Annotated in this window: 15 protein-coding genes; 7 read left to right on the top strand and 8 right to left on the bottom strand. The window is 68.8% G+C overall.

Features of this window, described 5'->3' with window-relative positions; genetic code table 11:
* Nucleotides 1-28 precede the first annotated feature (28 nt).
* A complete protein-coding gene (locus ACQ7HM_RS08995; protein WP_434215923.1) occupies nucleotides 29-673 on the bottom strand; it encodes a pyridoxamine 5'-phosphate oxidase family protein in 645 nt (214 codons plus the stop codon).
* A gap of 100 nt (nucleotides 674-773) precedes the next feature.
* On the opposite strand from ACQ7HM_RS08995, the gene mfd reads away from it, so the two are divergent.
* Nucleotides 774-4,448 (top strand): transcription-repair coupling factor, encoded by a 3,675-nt coding sequence (gene mfd / locus ACQ7HM_RS08990; protein ID WP_434216390.1) that lies wholly within the window; start codon nucleotides 774-776, stop codon nucleotides 4,446-4,448.
* Nucleotides 4,445-5,131: a MazG family protein gene (locus ACQ7HM_RS08985; protein ID WP_434215922.1), complete on the top strand. Its 687-nt coding sequence runs from the start codon at nucleotides 4,445-4,447 to the stop codon at nucleotides 5,129-5,131. The genes mfd and ACQ7HM_RS08985 overlap by 4 nt, the downstream gene beginning before the upstream one ends.
* Nucleotides 5,132-5,134: 3 nt before the next feature.
* Here ACQ7HM_RS08985 and ACQ7HM_RS08980 read toward each other — a convergent pair whose 3' ends face one another.
* From ACQ7HM_RS08980 to efeU, 4 genes are read right to left on the bottom strand one after another with little or no spacing between them, the layout of a single operon-like run.
* Nucleotides 5,135-5,557 carry a hypothetical protein gene (locus tag ACQ7HM_RS08980; RefSeq protein WP_434215921.1) on the bottom strand — a complete coding sequence of 141 codons (423 nt, stop codon included), beginning with the start codon at nucleotides 5,555-5,557 and terminating at the stop codon, nucleotides 5,135-5,137.
* Nucleotides 5,558-5,574: 17 nt separating this feature from the next.
* On the bottom strand, nucleotides 5,575-6,882 hold the full coding sequence (gene efeB / locus ACQ7HM_RS08975; protein ID WP_434215920.1) for an iron uptake transporter deferrochelatase/peroxidase subunit: 1,308 nt from the start codon (nucleotides 6,880-6,882) through the stop codon (nucleotides 5,575-5,577).
* Nucleotides 6,879-8,117: an iron uptake system protein EfeO gene (efeO, locus tag ACQ7HM_RS08970; protein WP_434215919.1), complete on the bottom strand. Its 1,239-nt coding sequence runs from the start codon at nucleotides 8,115-8,117 to the stop codon at nucleotides 6,879-6,881. The genes efeB and efeO overlap by 4 nt, the downstream gene beginning before the upstream one ends.
* Entirely contained in the window at nucleotides 8,114-8,998 is an 885-nt protein-coding gene (gene efeU / locus ACQ7HM_RS08965) for an iron uptake transporter permease EfeU (protein WP_434215918.1), read from the bottom strand. The genes efeO and efeU overlap by 4 nt, the downstream gene beginning before the upstream one ends.
* A 139-nt stretch (nucleotides 8,999-9,137) precedes the next feature.
* Here efeU and ACQ7HM_RS08960 point away from each other — a divergent pair, with 139 nt between their 5' ends.
* The 5 genes from ACQ7HM_RS08960 to ACQ7HM_RS08940 all read left to right on the top strand — a co-directional run bounded on the left by ACQ7HM_RS08960 (nucleotide 9,138) and on the right by ACQ7HM_RS08940 (nucleotide 13,568).
* Entirely contained in the window at nucleotides 9,138-9,935 is a 798-nt protein-coding gene (locus ACQ7HM_RS08960; protein ID WP_434215917.1) for a lytic transglycosylase domain-containing protein, read from the top strand.
* A 158-nt stretch (nucleotides 9,936-10,093) separates the two neighbouring features.
* On the top strand, nucleotides 10,094-11,380 hold the full coding sequence (eno, locus tag ACQ7HM_RS08955; RefSeq protein WP_434215916.1) for a phosphopyruvate hydratase: 1,287 nt from the start codon (nucleotides 10,094-10,096) through the stop codon (nucleotides 11,378-11,380).
* A 166-nt stretch (nucleotides 11,381-11,546) separates the two neighbouring features.
* Nucleotides 11,547-12,047, top strand: coding sequence for an FtsB family cell division protein (locus tag ACQ7HM_RS08950; RefSeq protein ID WP_434215915.1), 501 nt, complete (start codon nucleotides 11,547-11,549; stop codon nucleotides 12,045-12,047).
* Nucleotides 12,048-12,060: 13 nt separating this feature from the next.
* Nucleotides 12,061-12,612: a DUF501 domain-containing protein gene (locus ACQ7HM_RS08945; protein WP_434215914.1), complete on the top strand. Its 552-nt coding sequence runs from the start codon at nucleotides 12,061-12,063 to the stop codon at nucleotides 12,610-12,612.
* Nucleotides 12,609-13,568, top strand: coding sequence for a Ppx/GppA phosphatase family protein (locus ACQ7HM_RS08940; RefSeq protein ID WP_434215913.1), 960 nt, complete (start codon nucleotides 12,609-12,611; stop codon nucleotides 13,566-13,568). Before ACQ7HM_RS08945 ends, ACQ7HM_RS08940 begins: the two co-directional genes overlap by 4 nt.
* Nucleotides 13,569-13,598: 30 nt before the next feature.
* Here the strand turns inward: ACQ7HM_RS08940 and ACQ7HM_RS08935 are convergent, their stop codons facing one another.
* From ACQ7HM_RS08935 to ACQ7HM_RS08925, 3 genes are all read right to left on the bottom strand, one after another.
* Nucleotides 13,599-14,123: a DUF4395 domain-containing protein gene (locus tag ACQ7HM_RS08935; protein WP_434215912.1), complete on the bottom strand. Its 525-nt coding sequence runs from the start codon at nucleotides 14,121-14,123 to the stop codon at nucleotides 13,599-13,601.
* Between the two features lie 88 nt (nucleotides 14,124-14,211).
* Complete coding sequence (locus tag ACQ7HM_RS08930) at nucleotides 14,212-15,651, bottom strand: DHA2 family efflux MFS transporter permease subunit (RefSeq protein ID WP_434215911.1); 1,440 nt, start codon at nucleotides 15,649-15,651, stop codon at nucleotides 14,212-14,214.
* Nucleotides 15,652-15,717: 66 nt separating this feature from the next.
* Nucleotides 15,718-15,987, bottom strand: a complete 270-nt coding sequence (locus ACQ7HM_RS08925; RefSeq protein ID WP_434215910.1) for a hypothetical protein — start codon at nucleotides 15,985-15,987, stop codon at nucleotides 15,718-15,720.
* Nucleotides 15,988-16,004 lie beyond the last annotated feature (17 nt).

Raw genomic sequence — 16,004 nt, 5'->3', positions numbered from 1 at the left:
GCTGCACACCCGTGGCCGTCCGGGGGCGTCAGTAGAGCAGGCGCCGGTAGTTCTCCTCGGCGTAATGCTGCTCGAGTTCGTCCAACCCGGGGCTCGACATCACCGCGTGAGCGATCTCGGCGACACTCGGCAGGTCGTCGGGGTGCCAGGTGTCGGTGTCCCACAGGTGCGACCGCATGAATGCCTTCGCGCAGTGGAAGAACGTCTCCTCGACACTGATCTCCAACGCCAGGATAGGGCGGTGTCCGGAGACGACCATGTCGTCGAAGTAGTCGGCGTCGGAAACGATGCGGGCAGTGCCGTTGATGCGCAGGGTGTCACCGCGGCCGGGGACCACGAACAGGGTGCCGACGTGCGGATCGGTCAGCACGTTCAGGTAACCGTCCACCCGCTTGTTGCCGGGCCGCTCGGGGATGGCGATGGTGGTGTCGTCGAGGACGCGCACGAAACCGGGCGGGTCGCCCTTGGGTGACACGTCGACGGCACCGCCCGCACCGGTGGTCGACACGACGACGAACGGCGATCGCGCGATCCACTCGCGATGGACCTCGGTGAGTCGGTCACGCACCTTGGTGGCGACACGGTCGTTCGGATGACCCACGATCGACCGCAGCTGCTCCACGGTGGTCACGGTGTGATCGCCGGCCGGGTGATCGCGGTGTGGGGGATGCACGTCACCATCCTCACCCGCCGAGGCCCGCCTGCGGAAGCCCGACGAATACCATCGTGGGGTGGCATCTCCTCTCTCGTCCGTCGATGCGCGCCCCGCCGATATGCCCGCGACCGATCCGCTCGCCGGACTCGCCGCCGTCGCGTGTGCAGATTCGGCGATCGCCGGCATCCGCGCACTGCGCGGGCGTCGCACCCTCGACATCACCGGCCCCGACGCGGCCCGACCCTTCGTGCTCGCCGCGGCCGCCCAGGCGGGTGACGATCCCGCGGTGCCGACGGGCCCGCTGCTGGTGGTGTCGGCCAACGGTCGTGAGGCCGACGACCTCACCGCCGAGCTCCGCCAGATGATCGGCGACGCGGTCGCGCAGTTCCCGTCGTGGGAGACGCTGCCGCACGAACGACTCTCGCCCAGCGCCGACACCGTCGGCGCGCGACTACAGGTCCTGCATCGCCTCGCCCACCCCGAGGACGCCGCGTACGGACCGCCGCTGACGGTGGTGGTCACCACCGTGCGCTCGCTGGTGCAGCCCATGGCCCCGGGTGTGGGTGACACCGACCCCATCACGCTGCGTGAGGGCGCGGAGTTCGACTTCGACGCACTTCTCGCGCGGCTGGTCGAACTGGCCTACGAACGGGTCGACATGGTCGGCAAGCGCGGCGAGTTCGCGGTGCGCGGCGGCATCCTCGACGTGTTCCCCACGACCTCGGATCTCCCGGTGCGCGTGGAGTTCTGGGGCGACGAGATCACCGAACAGCGCGCGTTCTCGGTGGCCGACCAACGCAGCCAACCCGAGGTCGACGCCTCGGTGGTGCACGTCCACCCGTGCCGTGAACTGATCCTGACCGAGGCCGTGCGGGCCCGTGCCGCCGAACTGATCGACACCGAGGGAACCGACCGTTCGCTCACCGAGATGCTCACGAAGCTGTCCGAGGGCATGCCGGCCGAGGGCATGGAGGCACTCATCCCCGTCCTCGTCGGCGGGCAGATGCAGTTGCTCACCGAGGTCATGCCCGAGGGCACCCACGTGCTGGTGCTCGACCCCGAGAAGGTGCGCACCCGCGCCGCCGATCTCGCGAAGACCGGCGCGGAGTTCCTCGAGGCGTCGTGGACGGCGGCGTCGATGGGTGGTGACGCACCGCTCGACGGGAACGCCGGCGACGGCAACGGACTCGGCGGAATCGATCTGCAGGCCAGTAGCTATCGGCCACTGACCGAGGTGCAGGAGACGACCGTCGCCGCGGGCCGACCGTGGTGGACGATGAGCCCGCTCGAGACCGCGCCGGACGCCGACGACGAGACGACCGTGCGCCTCGATCTCACCGCGGGGCCGGCCCCCCGCGGATCGGAGACCGAACTCGCGACGACCTTCGCCTCGTTGCGTGCACACGTCACCACCGGTGGCCGGGCGACCATCGTCGTCGCCGGACGCGGAACCGCGCAGCGCTATCTCGAACGCCTCGGTGAGGCGGAGGTCCCCGCGACGATCGGTGACGTCGGTTCGACGCCGGAACCCGGCATCGTCTCGATCCTCTGCGGAACGCTGCGGCACGGCCTGATCTGTCCGGACGCCGGGCTGGTGATCGTCTCCGAGGCCGATCTCACCGGGTCGCGCGTCGCCGGGGCGCGTGAGGGCAAACGGTTGCCGGCCAAGCGCCGCAACCAGGTCGATCCGCTGGCGCTGACCGCGGGCGACATGGTCGTCCACGACCAACACGGCATCGGCAAGTTCGTCGAGATGATCGAACGCACCGTCGCCGGTGCGCGCCGTGAGTACCTGGTGATCGAATACGCACCCAGCAAGCGTGGACATCCCGGCGACCGTCTGTTCGTCCCGATGGACTCCCTCGACCAGCTCTCGCGCTACGTCGGTGGCGAGCAACCCTCGCTGTCGAAGCTGGGCGGTTCAGACTGGCAGAACACCAAGCGCAAGGCACGCAAGGCCGTTCGCGAGATCGCCGGCGAACTCGTCGCGCTCTACGCCGCGCGTCACGCTGCGCCGGGACACGCGTTCGCCCCCGACACCCCGTGGCAGACCGAGATGGAGGACGCCTTCGGGTTCACCGAGACCGTCGATCAGATGACGGTCATCGGCGAGGTCAAGTCCGACATGGAGAAGGCGGTCCCGATGGATCGCGTCATCGTCGGTGACGTCGGATACGGCAAGACCGAGATCGCGGTACGCGCGGCGTTCAAGGCGGTACAGGACGGCAAGCAGGTCGCCGTGTTGGTCCCGACCACCATTCTGGCGCAACAACATCTGCAGACCTTCACCGAACGCATGGCCGGGTTCCCCGTCACCATCGCAGGCCTGTCGCGGTTCACCGACGCCAAGGAGTCCCGCGAGATCATCGACTCGATGGCCGAGGGTGGCGTCGACATCGTCGTCGGCACGCATCGCCTGCTGCAGACCGCGGTCCGGTGGAAGGACCTCGGACTCGTGATCGTCGACGAGGAACAGCGATTCGGTGTCGAGCACAAGGAGCACATCAAGGCGCTGCGGACCCACGTCGACGTGCTGACGATGTCGGCGACCCCGATCCCGCGCACCCTGGAGATGTCGATGGCGGGCATCCGCGAGATGTCGACCATCCTCACCCCGCCCGAGGAACGCCATCCGGTGCTGACCTACGTCGGCGCGTACCAACCCAAGCAGGTTGCCGCGGCGATCCGTCGGGAACTGCTGCGCGACGGCCAGGTGTTCTTCGTGCACAACCGGGTCAGCTCGATCGACAAGGCCGCCAAGAACATCGCGGACATGGTGCCCGAGGCGCGTGTCGTGGTCGCACACGGTCAGATGGGGGAGGATCAGCTCGAGCGCACCGTCGCCGGGTTCTGGAACCGCGAGTTTGACGTCCTCGTCTGCACGACGATCATCGAGACCGGCCTCGACATCTCCAACGCCAACACCCTGATCGTCGACCGCGCCGAGGCGCTGGGTCTCTCGCAGCTCCACCAGTTGCGCGGCCGGGTGGGCCGTAGCCGCGAACGCGGGTACGCCTACCTTCTCTACAGCCCGGAGAAGCCCCTCACCGAGACCGCCTACGACCGGCTGGCCACCATCGCGCAGAACAACGAACTCGGCGCCGGTATGGCCGTCGCGCTCAAGGATCTCGAACTGCGCGGCGCGGGAAACGTGTTGGGCGCCGAGCAGTCCGGGCACGTGGCCGGGGTCGGGTTCGATCTGTACGTGCGGCTGGTCGGGGAGGCCGTCGAGGCATACCGGGCGGCCGCCGACGGCAAGCCGATCGTGTCGGAGGAGAACCGCGAGGTCCGCATCGACCTGCCGGTCGACGCCCACATCCCGGCCGACTACGTCGACTCCGACCGCCTGCGACTGGAGGCCTATCGCAAACTCGCGGCGGCGCTGGACGATTCCGACATCACCTCGATCGTGGACGAGCTCCTCGACCGCTACGGTCCACTGCCCGCCGAGGTGTCTCGATTGGTGTCCGTGGCGAAGCTGCGTCTGCTGGCGCGCGAACTCGGGGTGACCGAGATCGGGATGGCCGGAACGCAGGTCAAGATCGCGCCGGTGTCGCTGCTCGACAGTCAGCAGATCCGGATCAAGCGCATCTATCCGGGATCCTCCTACCGGGCCACCACATCGGTTCTCACCCTGCCCATCCCGCGCACCGCCGGTGTCGGCAGTGCGCGGGTGCGCGACGTCGAGCTGATCCAGGTCGTCGCCGACGTGCTCCTCGTGGTGCACGGATCGGATCCGGGATCGCGGGACATGCGCGGTCCGACGATCACCGACGACCACGCGGCGTCGTGACCGACCCCGAACCGCGCAGCGGTGAGGCACTGCTCGACGCCGTCGAGCTGATGGACCGCCTGCGCCGCACCGGGCCCTGGGAGGCCGCGCAGACCCACGACTCGCTGCGGCGCTACCTGCTCGAGGAGACCTACGAGCTGCTCGACGCCATCTCCGGCGGCAGCCGCGCCGACCTGCTCGAGGAGCTCGCCGACATCCTGCTGCAGGTGCTGTTCCACGCCAGGATCGCCGCCGACGATCCTGACGAACCGTTCGACATCGACGACGTCGCCCGCGCGTTCACCGCGAAGATCTCCTCGCGCACGGCCGGTGTGTTGGCGGGGGAGACCGACCTCGAGACGCAACTGCGTCAGTGGGAGGAGAGCAAGGCCGCCGAGAAGGATCGCGACTCGGTCCTGGACGGGGTGGCGGTGTCGCAACCGGCGTTGGCGTTGACGCAGAAGGTGATCGAGCGACTCGACGCGGCCGGCTTCCCTCGTGACCTGATCCCGGAGTCGCTGTTGACGATTCATTTCGCGACCCATCTCGCCGGTGATTACGAGGCCAGTCTCGAAGACCGTCAGCGCAGCCGGGTCGTGGAGTTCATGGACCGGGTCCGTGCGGCCGAGGCGGCGTTGCGGTCCGGGGCAGTCACCACGCCCGAACCCGACGACTGGCGTCGCGAGTTCGTGTCGATCGACTGAGGACTACTCGTCGGTCGTCGGCGGGTCGAGCAGGAGGATGTCGTCGGCGGGCAGACGCAGCGGGACCTCGGTGAACCGTTCGGTGTGGTGCGGGTAGGCGGCGCGGATCCACACGGCGTTGTCGTCGAGCTGCGTCATCGCGACCCGTCGCCAGCGCCACTCCGGCTGCGGCCGTGTGAAATCGGTGTCCCGGCTGATCGGGATCGGCGCGCGTGCCCAGCACGGTGCGGTGAGCGACGCGAGCCCGCGCGCCGCCAACACCTCGGCGGCGTCGGCGATGTCGATCTCCGCGGCGACGACCTGCCCCACCGGGTTGACCGCGTCGACGACCTCGTCGTCGGGGTGGTTCGAGATGGTCCAGCCGATGATCTCGCCGTCGGAGGATCGACGGACCGGTAGTCGGCTCCGCCAGCGATCGATGTCCACGACATCCACGGTACCGATCAGGTGAAGAGGTGCTGGCCCCACCACTCGCCCGGCTTCAATCCGGGCGGGCACGCGAACAGTGCACTCCCGTTGTGCGAGAGGTACTCCATCATCGCGTCCTTGGAGGCGAGTTGGCGCTGCATGGGGACGAACTGGGCGCCCGGATCGCGACAGTAGGCGATGAAGAACAGGCCGGCGTCGAGGTGACCGAAGCCGTCGGAGCCGTCGGTGAAGTTGTACCCGCGCCGCAGGATCTGGACGCCGTCGAGGTTGTCCGGGTGTGCCAACCGCACATGGGCGTTGCGGGCGATGGTCGGTCCGTCGGAGGTCGCGACGGCGAAGTTCGGGGTGTCGTCCTCGCGTGTCATGCCCAGCGGTGCGCCGACGCCCTTGGTGCGCCCGACGATCGCCTCCTGCTCGGACAGGTTCGCCCGGTCCCATGGCTCGATGTCCATGCGGATCCGACGCGCGACGAGGTAGCTGCCGCCGGTCATCCATTGGGCGGGAGTCGGGTTGTCGGCCGGATCGACCCACACCCACCGGTCGAGGACGTCGGTCTGCTCGGCGCGGATGTTCGCGGTGCCGTCCTTGAACCCGAACATGTTCCGTGGGGTCTGCTGGTTCGCGGTGGTGGTCGAGGTGCGACCGAACCCGAGCTGGGACCACCGCACGCTCACCACCCCGAAACCGAGACGAGCGAGGTTGCGGATGGCGTGGACCGCGACCTGCGGGTCGTTGGCACACGCCTGGACACAGATGTCGCCGTGGCTGCGCGACGGCTCGATGGCGTCCTTCGCGAAACCCGGGAGATCCTTCAGCGCAGCGGGTTTGCGATCGCCGATGCCGAAGCGGTCACCGCGGGTGGGATCGGATGCGCTCGGGCCGAACAGGCCGGGACCGAAACCGACCGTCAACGTCAGCGCCGACGCCTCGAGGCCGAGTGCCTCGCCGGTGTCGGCGGGCGGGTTGTACTCACCGTGGTCGACCGCGCCGCCGTCGACGGTCTCCTGCCCCTTGGTCATCCGCTCGGCGGCGGCGGTCCACCGCTTGAGCATGTCGATCAGCTCGTCGCGCGAGTCGGTGATCACGTCGAACGAGGCGAAGTGGAGTCGGTCCTGTGCCTCGGTGATGATGCCGGCCTGTCGGGTGCCGCGGAACGCTACCACGTCCGACGACGACGAGTCGCTCTCGGCGAGACGGGCGCCCGTCACTCCCGCGGCGGCCGCGACCACCACGCCCGCGCCCGTCGCACCGAACAGCGTGCGGCGGGAGAACCGCCGAGACGACACCGGTGATTCAGGAGCGGGAGTGGTGGGTTCGGTCACTGACCCAGCACCAGCCCCGGTACCTGGCTCAACGACTGGGAGAGCGCATCGATCTGATCCGACAACGACTTCCGCTTCTCGGCGGGCACGGTGTCGTAGGAGACGTACCCGTCGCCGGCGCGGAACGAGTTGATGTCGTTGCGGATGGTCTGGAACTGGGCGGTGATCTTGTCCATCAGCGCGGGGTTCTTCGCCGAGATGACGGGCTGCAGATCGGCGATCAGCGTCTCCGAGCCGTCGATGTTGGCGGCGAAGTCGAACAGGTCGGTGTGGGAGTAGCGATCCTCTTCGCCACCCACCTTGGTCGCCGCGATCTCGTCGACGAGGGCCTGCGGGCCCTTCACGAACGACTGTGTCTCGAAGGTGAAGTCGGGCTTGGCGACCTCGGTCACGAGACGGCCCACATCGGTGTTCAGCTGCGCGGCGACCTTGTCGATCGCCCCCTTGGTGTCGGCGGTGCGGCTGTTGGCGAGGTCGGCGGCGGCCACGTCGCTGCCCTGCTCGCCGACATCGGACTGCTGCGGCGGCCACAGGAACCGCTCGAGACGGTGGAACCCGGTGAACGGCTCACTGCCGTCGGCGGTGTCGTCCCAGCGCATGTCGATCGCGGGGTCGAGGTCGGGGAACGACTCGGCGACGGGCTCGATGCGCTCGTAGAAGGTGCGGGTCAGTCCGAACTGGGCGCGCGCGGCGTCGAGGTCGCCGGCGATGATCGCATCGGTGAACGACTTCGTCTGTGCCTGCAGGCCGCTGAGCTGCCCACGCACGTAGGTGAGGTAGGTCTGCTTGGCGGTCTCGACACTGGCGGGCGCCTGCGAGCGTTCCTTCTTCTCACCGGAGACGGTCAGGTCCTTGCGGATGCCGTCGCCGACCATGCCCGGCTTGCAGGCGACCTGGTAGGTGGCGGGGTCGACGATCTCCACGGTGAGCTTGCCGGTGAGACCGGGACCGATGTTCTCGACCTCGCCGAGCACGCGGTTGTTGTTGCCGTAGACGTAGAACTCGGTGACCTTGTCGCCGTTGTTGTTCACGGTGAAGTCGACGTTGCCGGTCTGTGCCTCCGACGTCGACAGGTCGCATGAGCTGTCGGTGGAGGTGACGGCGATCGTCCTCTCCGACGACGTCGCCTTCTCGGTGCAGGCGGCGAGGAGCAGTGGTGCGGTCAGCGCCGCGCAGGCGGCAGTGGTCGTGATGAGCCTGGATGTCACCGGGTTCCCTTTCAGCGTCCGGCTCATGGAGCGGCCGGGGTCTCGACGCGTGCGGTGGATGCGGCGGCCGTGGACTGGCCGGTGCTGCGACGCGGGCGGAAGAACAGGGTCATCACGACGGCGAGGTAGGCGACCCACGCGACGACCTGGAGCACTGTGGGCTCCGGAGTGAAGTTGAAGATGCCACCGAGAAGCGTTCCGTACCACGACGACTGGTCGTACACCGAGGAGATGTCGAACGCGCGGTCGGACAGTCCGGGCAGCCAGCCGACGGTCTGCACGGCGTGGATCCCGTAGGCGAGGATCCCGGCGGCGACGACGATGAGAAACGCGCCGGTGTAGGTGAAGAACTTCGCCAGGTTGATCTTCACCGTGCCGAAGTAGAGGCCGATGGTGATGCCGACCGCGATGAGAACGCCGATGAGCAGACCGACCAGTGGCCAACTGCTGCCGGAGGTGTTCTCGGCGTAGCCCACCATGAGCAGCGCCGTCTCGATGCCCTCACGGCCGACGGCGAGGAACGCGAGCGCCAGCACCGCGGGTGCGCCCAGTTCGAGGGCGCGGCCCATGCCGGCCTTGAGGTCACCCGAGATGTGGGCGGCGGCACCCCGCATCCAGAGCACCATCAGCGTGACGATGACGACTGCGACGAGGGAGGCGACCCCGGCGACCGCCTCGGCGGCCAGACCGGAGATCGTCGAGGTTCCGTAGTGGATGCCGGCGAAGACCGCGAAAACCATGACCACGGCGGCCGCGACGCCGATCCACACCCACCGCAGCGCGTCGCGCCGGTCGGATTTCACAAGGAACGCGACCAGGATCATCACGACGATGCCGGTCTCGAGGCCCTCGCGCACACCGATCAGTCCACTACCGAACAGCTGGGTCACCACGGAGGGGGAGTTCATGTGGCGTGATCCTTCGGAGTCGGACGACCGGGCCGGGCTCAGCTAAGGCTGTGCAACGTTCGGTAAGGCTAACTTCGGGAGCGTACCCCGCCCGGCGTGGGAACGATAAATGCAGCCGAGCAGTTGAGACGCTGGACCGATGAACAGAAAGGGGCCGACCGTGCGCAGGGCAGTGCGACCACGTTCGACGAGCGACGCACGTCGTCGATCACGCACGCTGGGCCCGCTGTTGCTGGCGCCGGTGGTGGCCGTCGTCGCGAGTGCCTGCATCGATCTCCCCGGTCGCCAGTCGGTGCCGATCCCCGAGGGCGTCCCGCCCGGTCCGGGCGCGGCCGTCCCCTATCTCGACATCAACGCCCCCGGTCGCACGGCCGATCGACTCGAGGCGTGGGCACGACCCATCGCTGCGTCGACCGGTATCCCGCTGACGTCGATGGAGGCCTACGGCAACGCCGCCGAGATCCAGCGCCAACAGCACCCCGAATGCGGTCTGGCCTGGACCACGCTGGCCGGCGTGGCCGGTGTGGAGAGCAAGCACGGGACCTACCGGGGCTCGACGGTCGCGGCCAACGGGGACGTGCGCCCACCGATCCGGGGTGTGCTGCTCGACGGGACCGCGGGGAACGCGAAGATCGCCGACACCGACGGTGGCACCCTCGACGGCGACAGCACCCTCGACCGCGCGATGGGACCGTTCCAGTTCATCCCCGAGACGTGGAAACGCTATGGCGTCGACGCGAACGGAGACGGTGTCGCCAGCCCCGACAACATCGACGACGCGGCGCTGTCGGCCGCTCGCTACCTGTGCGTCTCCGGCGGCGACCTGACCACTCCGGAGGGCTGGGAGAAGGCGGTCATGGTCTACAACAACTCGATGAAGTACGTCCTCGACGTCCGCGACCACGCGAACGCGTACTCGGTGGACGTCGCCTTCTGACCACCCGTGCGGCCGCGTCGCACAGGTCGGTCGTCGGCGCGGGCGAGTCAGACGCCGGTCGACGGGGTCGTTGGCATTAGTCTTTGACCCGAACATGGCGTTCGGCGACCGACACCCGGTCTCGCCGACGCCGTCGAGCGACGACGAAGGGGCGCCACGTGGCCACGATCGATCAGGTGGGAGCGCGAGAGATCCTCGACTCCCGGGGGAATCCGACCGTCGAGGTCGAGGTGGTCCTCGACGACGGGACCTTCACCCGCGCCGCGGTGCCCTCGGGCGCCTCCACCGGTGAGCACGAGGCCGTCGAGCTGCGCGACGGCGGCGATCGCTACGGCGGCAAGGGCGTCACCAAGGCCGTCGAGTCCGTGCTGGGCGAGATCGCCCCCGCGGTCATCGGCATCGAGGCCGACGACCAGCGCGTCGTCGACCAGGCCCTGCTCGATCTCGACGGCACCGCCGACAAGTCACGCCTGGGCGCCAACGCGCTGCTCGGTGTGTCGCTCGCGGTCGCCAAGGGTGCCGCAGAGTCGGCCGGGCTGCCCCTGTTCCGCTATGTCGGCGGACCCAACGCCCACATCCTCCCCGTGCCGATGATGAACATCATCAACGGTGGCGCGCACGCCGACAGCGGTGTCGACGTGCAGGAGTTCATGATCGCCCCCGTCGGCGCGCCGACGTTCAAGGAGGCGCTGCGCTGGGGCGCGGAGGTCTACCACGCGCTGAAGTCGGTGCTGAAGGACAAGGGACTGTCGACCGGACTCGGGGACGAGGGCGGTTTCGCCCCCGATCTCGCGGGCACCAAGGCCGCGCTCGACCTCATCGTTGAGGCGATCGGCAAGACCGGACTGACCCCGGGCCGCGACATCGCGCTCGCGCTCGACGTCGCCGCGACCGAGTTCTACACCGCAGGAACCGGTTACGCCTTCGAGAAGGAGACGAAGTCGGCTGCGGAGATGTCGGCGTTCTACGCCGAGCTCGTGCAGGCGTACCCGCTCGTCTCGATCGAGGACCCGCTCGACGAGAACGACTGGGACGGCTGGGTGTCACTGACGGAGTCGATCGGCGACAAGGTTCAGCTCGTCGGCGACGACCTCTTCGTGACCAACCCCGAGCGCCTCGAGGACGGCATCAACAAGGGTGCCGCCAACGCGTTGCTGGTGAAGGTCAACCAGATCGGCACGCTCACCGAGACCCTCGACGCCGTCGCGCTCGCCCACAACAACGGCTACAAGACGATGATGAGCCACCGTTCCGGCGAGACCGAGGACACCACCATCGCCGATCTCGCCGTGGCGTGCAGTTGCGGACAGATCAAGACCGGTGCCCCGGCGCGCAGCGAGCGCGTCGCGAAGTACAACCAGCTTCTCCGTATCGAGGAGGGCCTGGGCGACGCCGCCCGCTACGCAGGCGATCTGGCGTTCCCGCGCTTCTCGTTCGAGGGCTGAGCAGAAGGACGCCGACGGTGTACGAGCGATGACGGGGCGCAACGATCGACGAGGGCGGGGGCGCGGTTCGGCGCGCCCGACCCCGACCCGTCGTGCCGACGGCCGTCGCGCGAGTGGCGTGCGCGCGGATCGGTCGCGCGCCGAATCGCGCCGCGCCGAGAACCCGGTGACGCCGGATCCACTCGACACCGCGGCCTCGATCGACGACGACATCGACGAGTCGACCGTGACGCCGGCAGGGCGGGACGTCGGCCCGGCGACCGTTGCCGACGACCGACCACGTCGCCGTCTCGTCCGGGGCATGAGCCCCAAGCGGGCGGTGCTGCTCGCGATGGTGGTGAGCGTGGTCGCGTTGACCCTCGCGGTACCGCTGCGGACCTACTTCTCACAGCAGTCGGAATCCGATCAGCTCGCCGGAGCGAACGCCTCGCTGCGCACGGAGGTCTCGGAGCTGCAGTCGAAGGTCGACGAGCAGAACGATCCCGCGTACATCCAGGCGCAGGCCCGCGATCGTCTGCAGTTCGTCATGCCCGGCGACAAGGCCGTCGTCATGCAGTTCCCGACACCGCCCGCGAAATCCGACGAGGAGAAGCGGGCCGAACGTCGGGCGGGCAACCCCTGGTACACCAACCTCCTGGACTCGGTGTCCACGCCGGTCGACCGGTGAGGACAGTCCGGGAGTGACCGATCAGGCCCACCGGCAGCCCTCACAGGAGGATCTGGCCTCCGTCGCCGAGCAGCTCGGTCGCGAGCCGCGCGGGGTGTTGGAGATCAGTTACCGCACGCCCGACGGCGTGCCCGCGGTGGTGAAGACCGCGCCGCGGCTGCCCGACGGGACGCCCTTCCCCACGCTGTACTACCTGACCGATCCGCGCCTGACCGCCGAGGCCAGCCGCCTCGAGTCGGCGGGGGTCATGAAGTCGATGTCGCAGCGACTGCTCACCGACACCGACCTCGCGGCCCGTTACCGCGACGCCCATCTGTCCTATCTCGCCGAGCGTGACGAGATCGAGTCGCTGGGAACCGATTTCACCGGTGGCGGCATGCCTGACCGGGTGAAGTGCCTGCACGTGCTCATCGCGCATTCGCTCGCGAAGGGGCCGGGGGTGAACCCGCTCGGCGACGAGGCCGTAGCGCTCGCGGCCGAATCCTCGCTGCGCGGAACGGCGCTGCCGTCGGACTGGCCCCGTGCCGCCGACTTCCCCGACCTGGACGTGGAGGGTTCGTCGTGAGCACCGTCGCCGCCGTCGACTGCGGGACCAACTCGATCCGGCTCCTCATCGCGCGCGTCGGCGGCGACGACACAGGCGATGGGGGTCTGGTCGACGTCCATCGCGAGATGCGGGTGGTGCGACTCGGGGAGGGCGTCGACGCGACCGGTGAGTTCACGGCGCAGGCCCTGGCCCGTACCCGGGCGGCGTTGGCCGACTACACGACGGTGATGGAGGCGAACGGCGTCACGGCAGTGCGGATGGTCGCCACCTCGGCGACCCGCGATGCGGGCAACCGGGATGAGTTCTTCGCCATGACCCGTGAGCTGCTCGGACGGGTGTCCGAGGGTGCCGTGGCCGAGGTGATCACCGGCGACGAGGAGGCGCGGCTGTCGTTCGCCGGCGCCGTCGGCGAGTTCGATCCGGCGCACGGGCCCTTCGTGGTGACCGACCTCGGTGGCGGATCGACCGAGGTCGTGCTCGGTGAGGCCGATTCAGGGGTGTCGGCGGCGTTCTCGACGAACATCGGGTGCGTGCGGCTCACCGAACGCGTTCTGCACTCCGACCCGCCGACCGCGGACGAGGTCGCCCGGGCCCGCGACGTCGCGGCCGCCGAACTCGCGCGCGCCTTCGCGGTGGTGCCGGTGGAGCAGGCCCGCACCTGGGTCGGCGTGGCCGGCACGATGACCACCCTCGCGGCCCTCGCTCTCGACCTGCCGACCTATGACGCCGGACGTATCCACCGTTCGCGGATCCCGTTGGCCGATCTCACCGAGGTGTGTGAGCGACTGGTGTCGATGACCCGTGCCGATCGCGCCGCGCTGGGACCGATGCACCCGGGCCGTGTCGACGTCATCGGCGGGGGCTCACTGGTCACGCTGGAACTGGCCCGCGTGTTCGCCGAGCGGGCGGGGATCACCGAACTCGTGGTGAGTGAGCACGACATCCTCGACGGGATCGCGCTGTCGATCTCCTGACGATCGCCGTGGGTGATCGTCGTCGGCGGGTCAGGCCGGCGAGCGCAGGGTGAAGTTGTTGCACGCCTCGCACACGCTCTCGGGGATGACGCCCCGACGCTGCAGGAATCCGAAGATGATGCAGCCCAAACAGATCCCGGCCGCCGACTCGAGAATTGCGGCGATCACGACGAGCCCGACGGTGATCTGGGCGGCCAGGCCGAAGCCGAGCAGACTGAGCACGAGGGCCACGCCGGTGATGGTGAGGCCGATGGCCTGGGCGAACCGCTTCGGCGGACCGGGAACCATCTTCGTGAGGCCCAGGCGGGGCACGATCACGCGCACCGAGAGCTGCCCGAACGGCGACAGTGTCGGCCCGGAGATCACGCGGAGCAGGAATCCGGCGGCGAGCACGACGTAGAGGACCGGGTGATCGACGACGATCGTGACGACGGCGAGCACGACCACCAGTGCCGCGGTGGATCGCGCGGCGTACTCGTTGACGGGATTCGGGAACGTCAGTGCAGCCGGACGCCGTCGTGCGGCGGGCGCGGTGGGGGCAGTCTGGTTCGACACCGGGCCGACAGTAATGCGGCGCGTCAGGCGGGGCAATCGTTGGCACCGGCCTGGGCCGATGTCCGCTCGGCGGAATACATCGAGCGGTTCAGGCGATCGCCGGTTCGGCGTCCTCGGTGTCGAGCGACGCCAGGTGTTCCTTCACGACGTCGAGACGGGGGAGCAGCGCCGCGGATGCAGCGGCCAGGGCGTACCCGATGATGGGGACGAACGCGGCGAGGCTCAGGGCGTGGAGCAGCTCGGGCTGGCTGTAGCGGCCCGCGGCATCGAAGAAGATCACGCCGGTCACCGCGACACCGAGCGCGCCACCCACCTGCTGGAACGTGCCGAGGACGCCCGACGCGGCACCGGAGTCCCGGGTGTCGACGGTCGCGAGCGCGATGTCGAGCAGCGGCACCAGCATCACGGTGAGCCCGATCCCGGCGATGGCCATCGGGATCACCGAGTCCCACGCAGAATAGGAGGTGCCCTCGCTGCGCAGCACTTCGATGGTCCAGGCGGTGCCGATCGTGATCAGCACCCCGCCCACCGCGGGGAGGATCCGACCGAGCCGGGAGACGAGTGCGGCCGCGACTCCGGCGGCCAGCATGGCCCCGAGACTGAACGGCAGTGTGAGTGCGCCGGAGGCGATGGCGGAGAACCCGAGACCGGTCTGCACGTAGAGGGCGAGGATGAGGAAGAACGACGTGATGGATCCCTGGAACAGGAACTGGATCGCGATGCCGCCGGTGAAACCACGGTTGGTGAACAGACGTAGGGGCATCATGGCGCCGTCGGCGTCGTGTCGGCGTTCGTTGAGGACGAACAGCGCCAGCACCACCGGTGACAGCGCCATCAACACGAACGACCAGACGGGCCACCCGAGCTGACGTCCCTCGACCAACGGGTAGACCAGCAGCAGGATGCCGCCCACCGCGAGGACCACACCCAACGGGTCGAGCGGAGATGGACGCTCCGCCTTGGTGTTCGGGACGAAGGCGATCGCGGCGACGGCGATGACGACGCCGACGGGCACGTTGATGAAGAAGATGGCCCGCCAGCCGCCACCGAACGGGTTGCTGGTGACGAGCCAGCCACCCAGGACCGGTCCGATGACCGCGGCCAGCGCGGTGATGACACCGATGATCGCGAAGATCGGCGCCCGCTCGCGCGGTTTGTACAGCGCCTGGACGCTGGCCAGCACCTGCGGGACCATCAGCCCCGCGAACAGACCCTGCCCGACGCGCGACCCGACGAGGGTCTCACCGTTCTGCGCCAGCGACGCGGTGAGTGATGCGAGCGTGAAGCCGACGATGCCGACCAGGAAGATCCGCTGTCGGCCGTAGCGGTCGCCGAGACGGCCTGCGGTGATGAGGACCCCGGCGAACGCCAACACGTATCCGCCGATGAGCCACTCGAGTTGGGACGGGCTGGCGTCGAGGTCGTCGCGGATCGCCGGGAGTGCGACGTTGACGATGGTGACGTCCATCAGGTCCATGAACATCGCGAAGGTGAGCACCGCGATGGCGAGGCCGCGCAGCCGGGTCATCGCCCGAGCCCGATCAGGTGTGTGTGCACCCGCAGAGAGTAGCGAGCGGGTCGGACAATTGCCCGATCAGTTCTTTTCCCTCTTGGCCCAGAACTCGCGGCCGGGGTGGTCCTCGGGGTCGACGGGTGAGTCGATCTCGGGCAGGTCGCCCTCGTCGATCTCGGCCTTCTTGGCCGCCTCGCGCATCTCGACACCGTCGGCGACGAGATCCCCGATCTCTCGGGTGATCTCGACGACGGCGCCGGTGATGATGGTGGCTATGCGGCCGACGTGGGTGGCGGTGGACTCGACGGCGGTCTGCAGCAGATCCTTGTTGCGTTCGAACCGCCCGACCATGTCACCGCCTCCTCACG

The organism is Williamsia sp. MIQD14 (assembly GCF_051025635.1).
Taxonomy (GTDB): Bacteria; Actinomycetota; Actinomycetes; order Mycobacteriales; family Mycobacteriaceae; genus Williamsia_A.
Note: the sequence above shows the minus strand (reverse complement) of the source record. Positions and strands in the feature narration are given on the sequence as shown.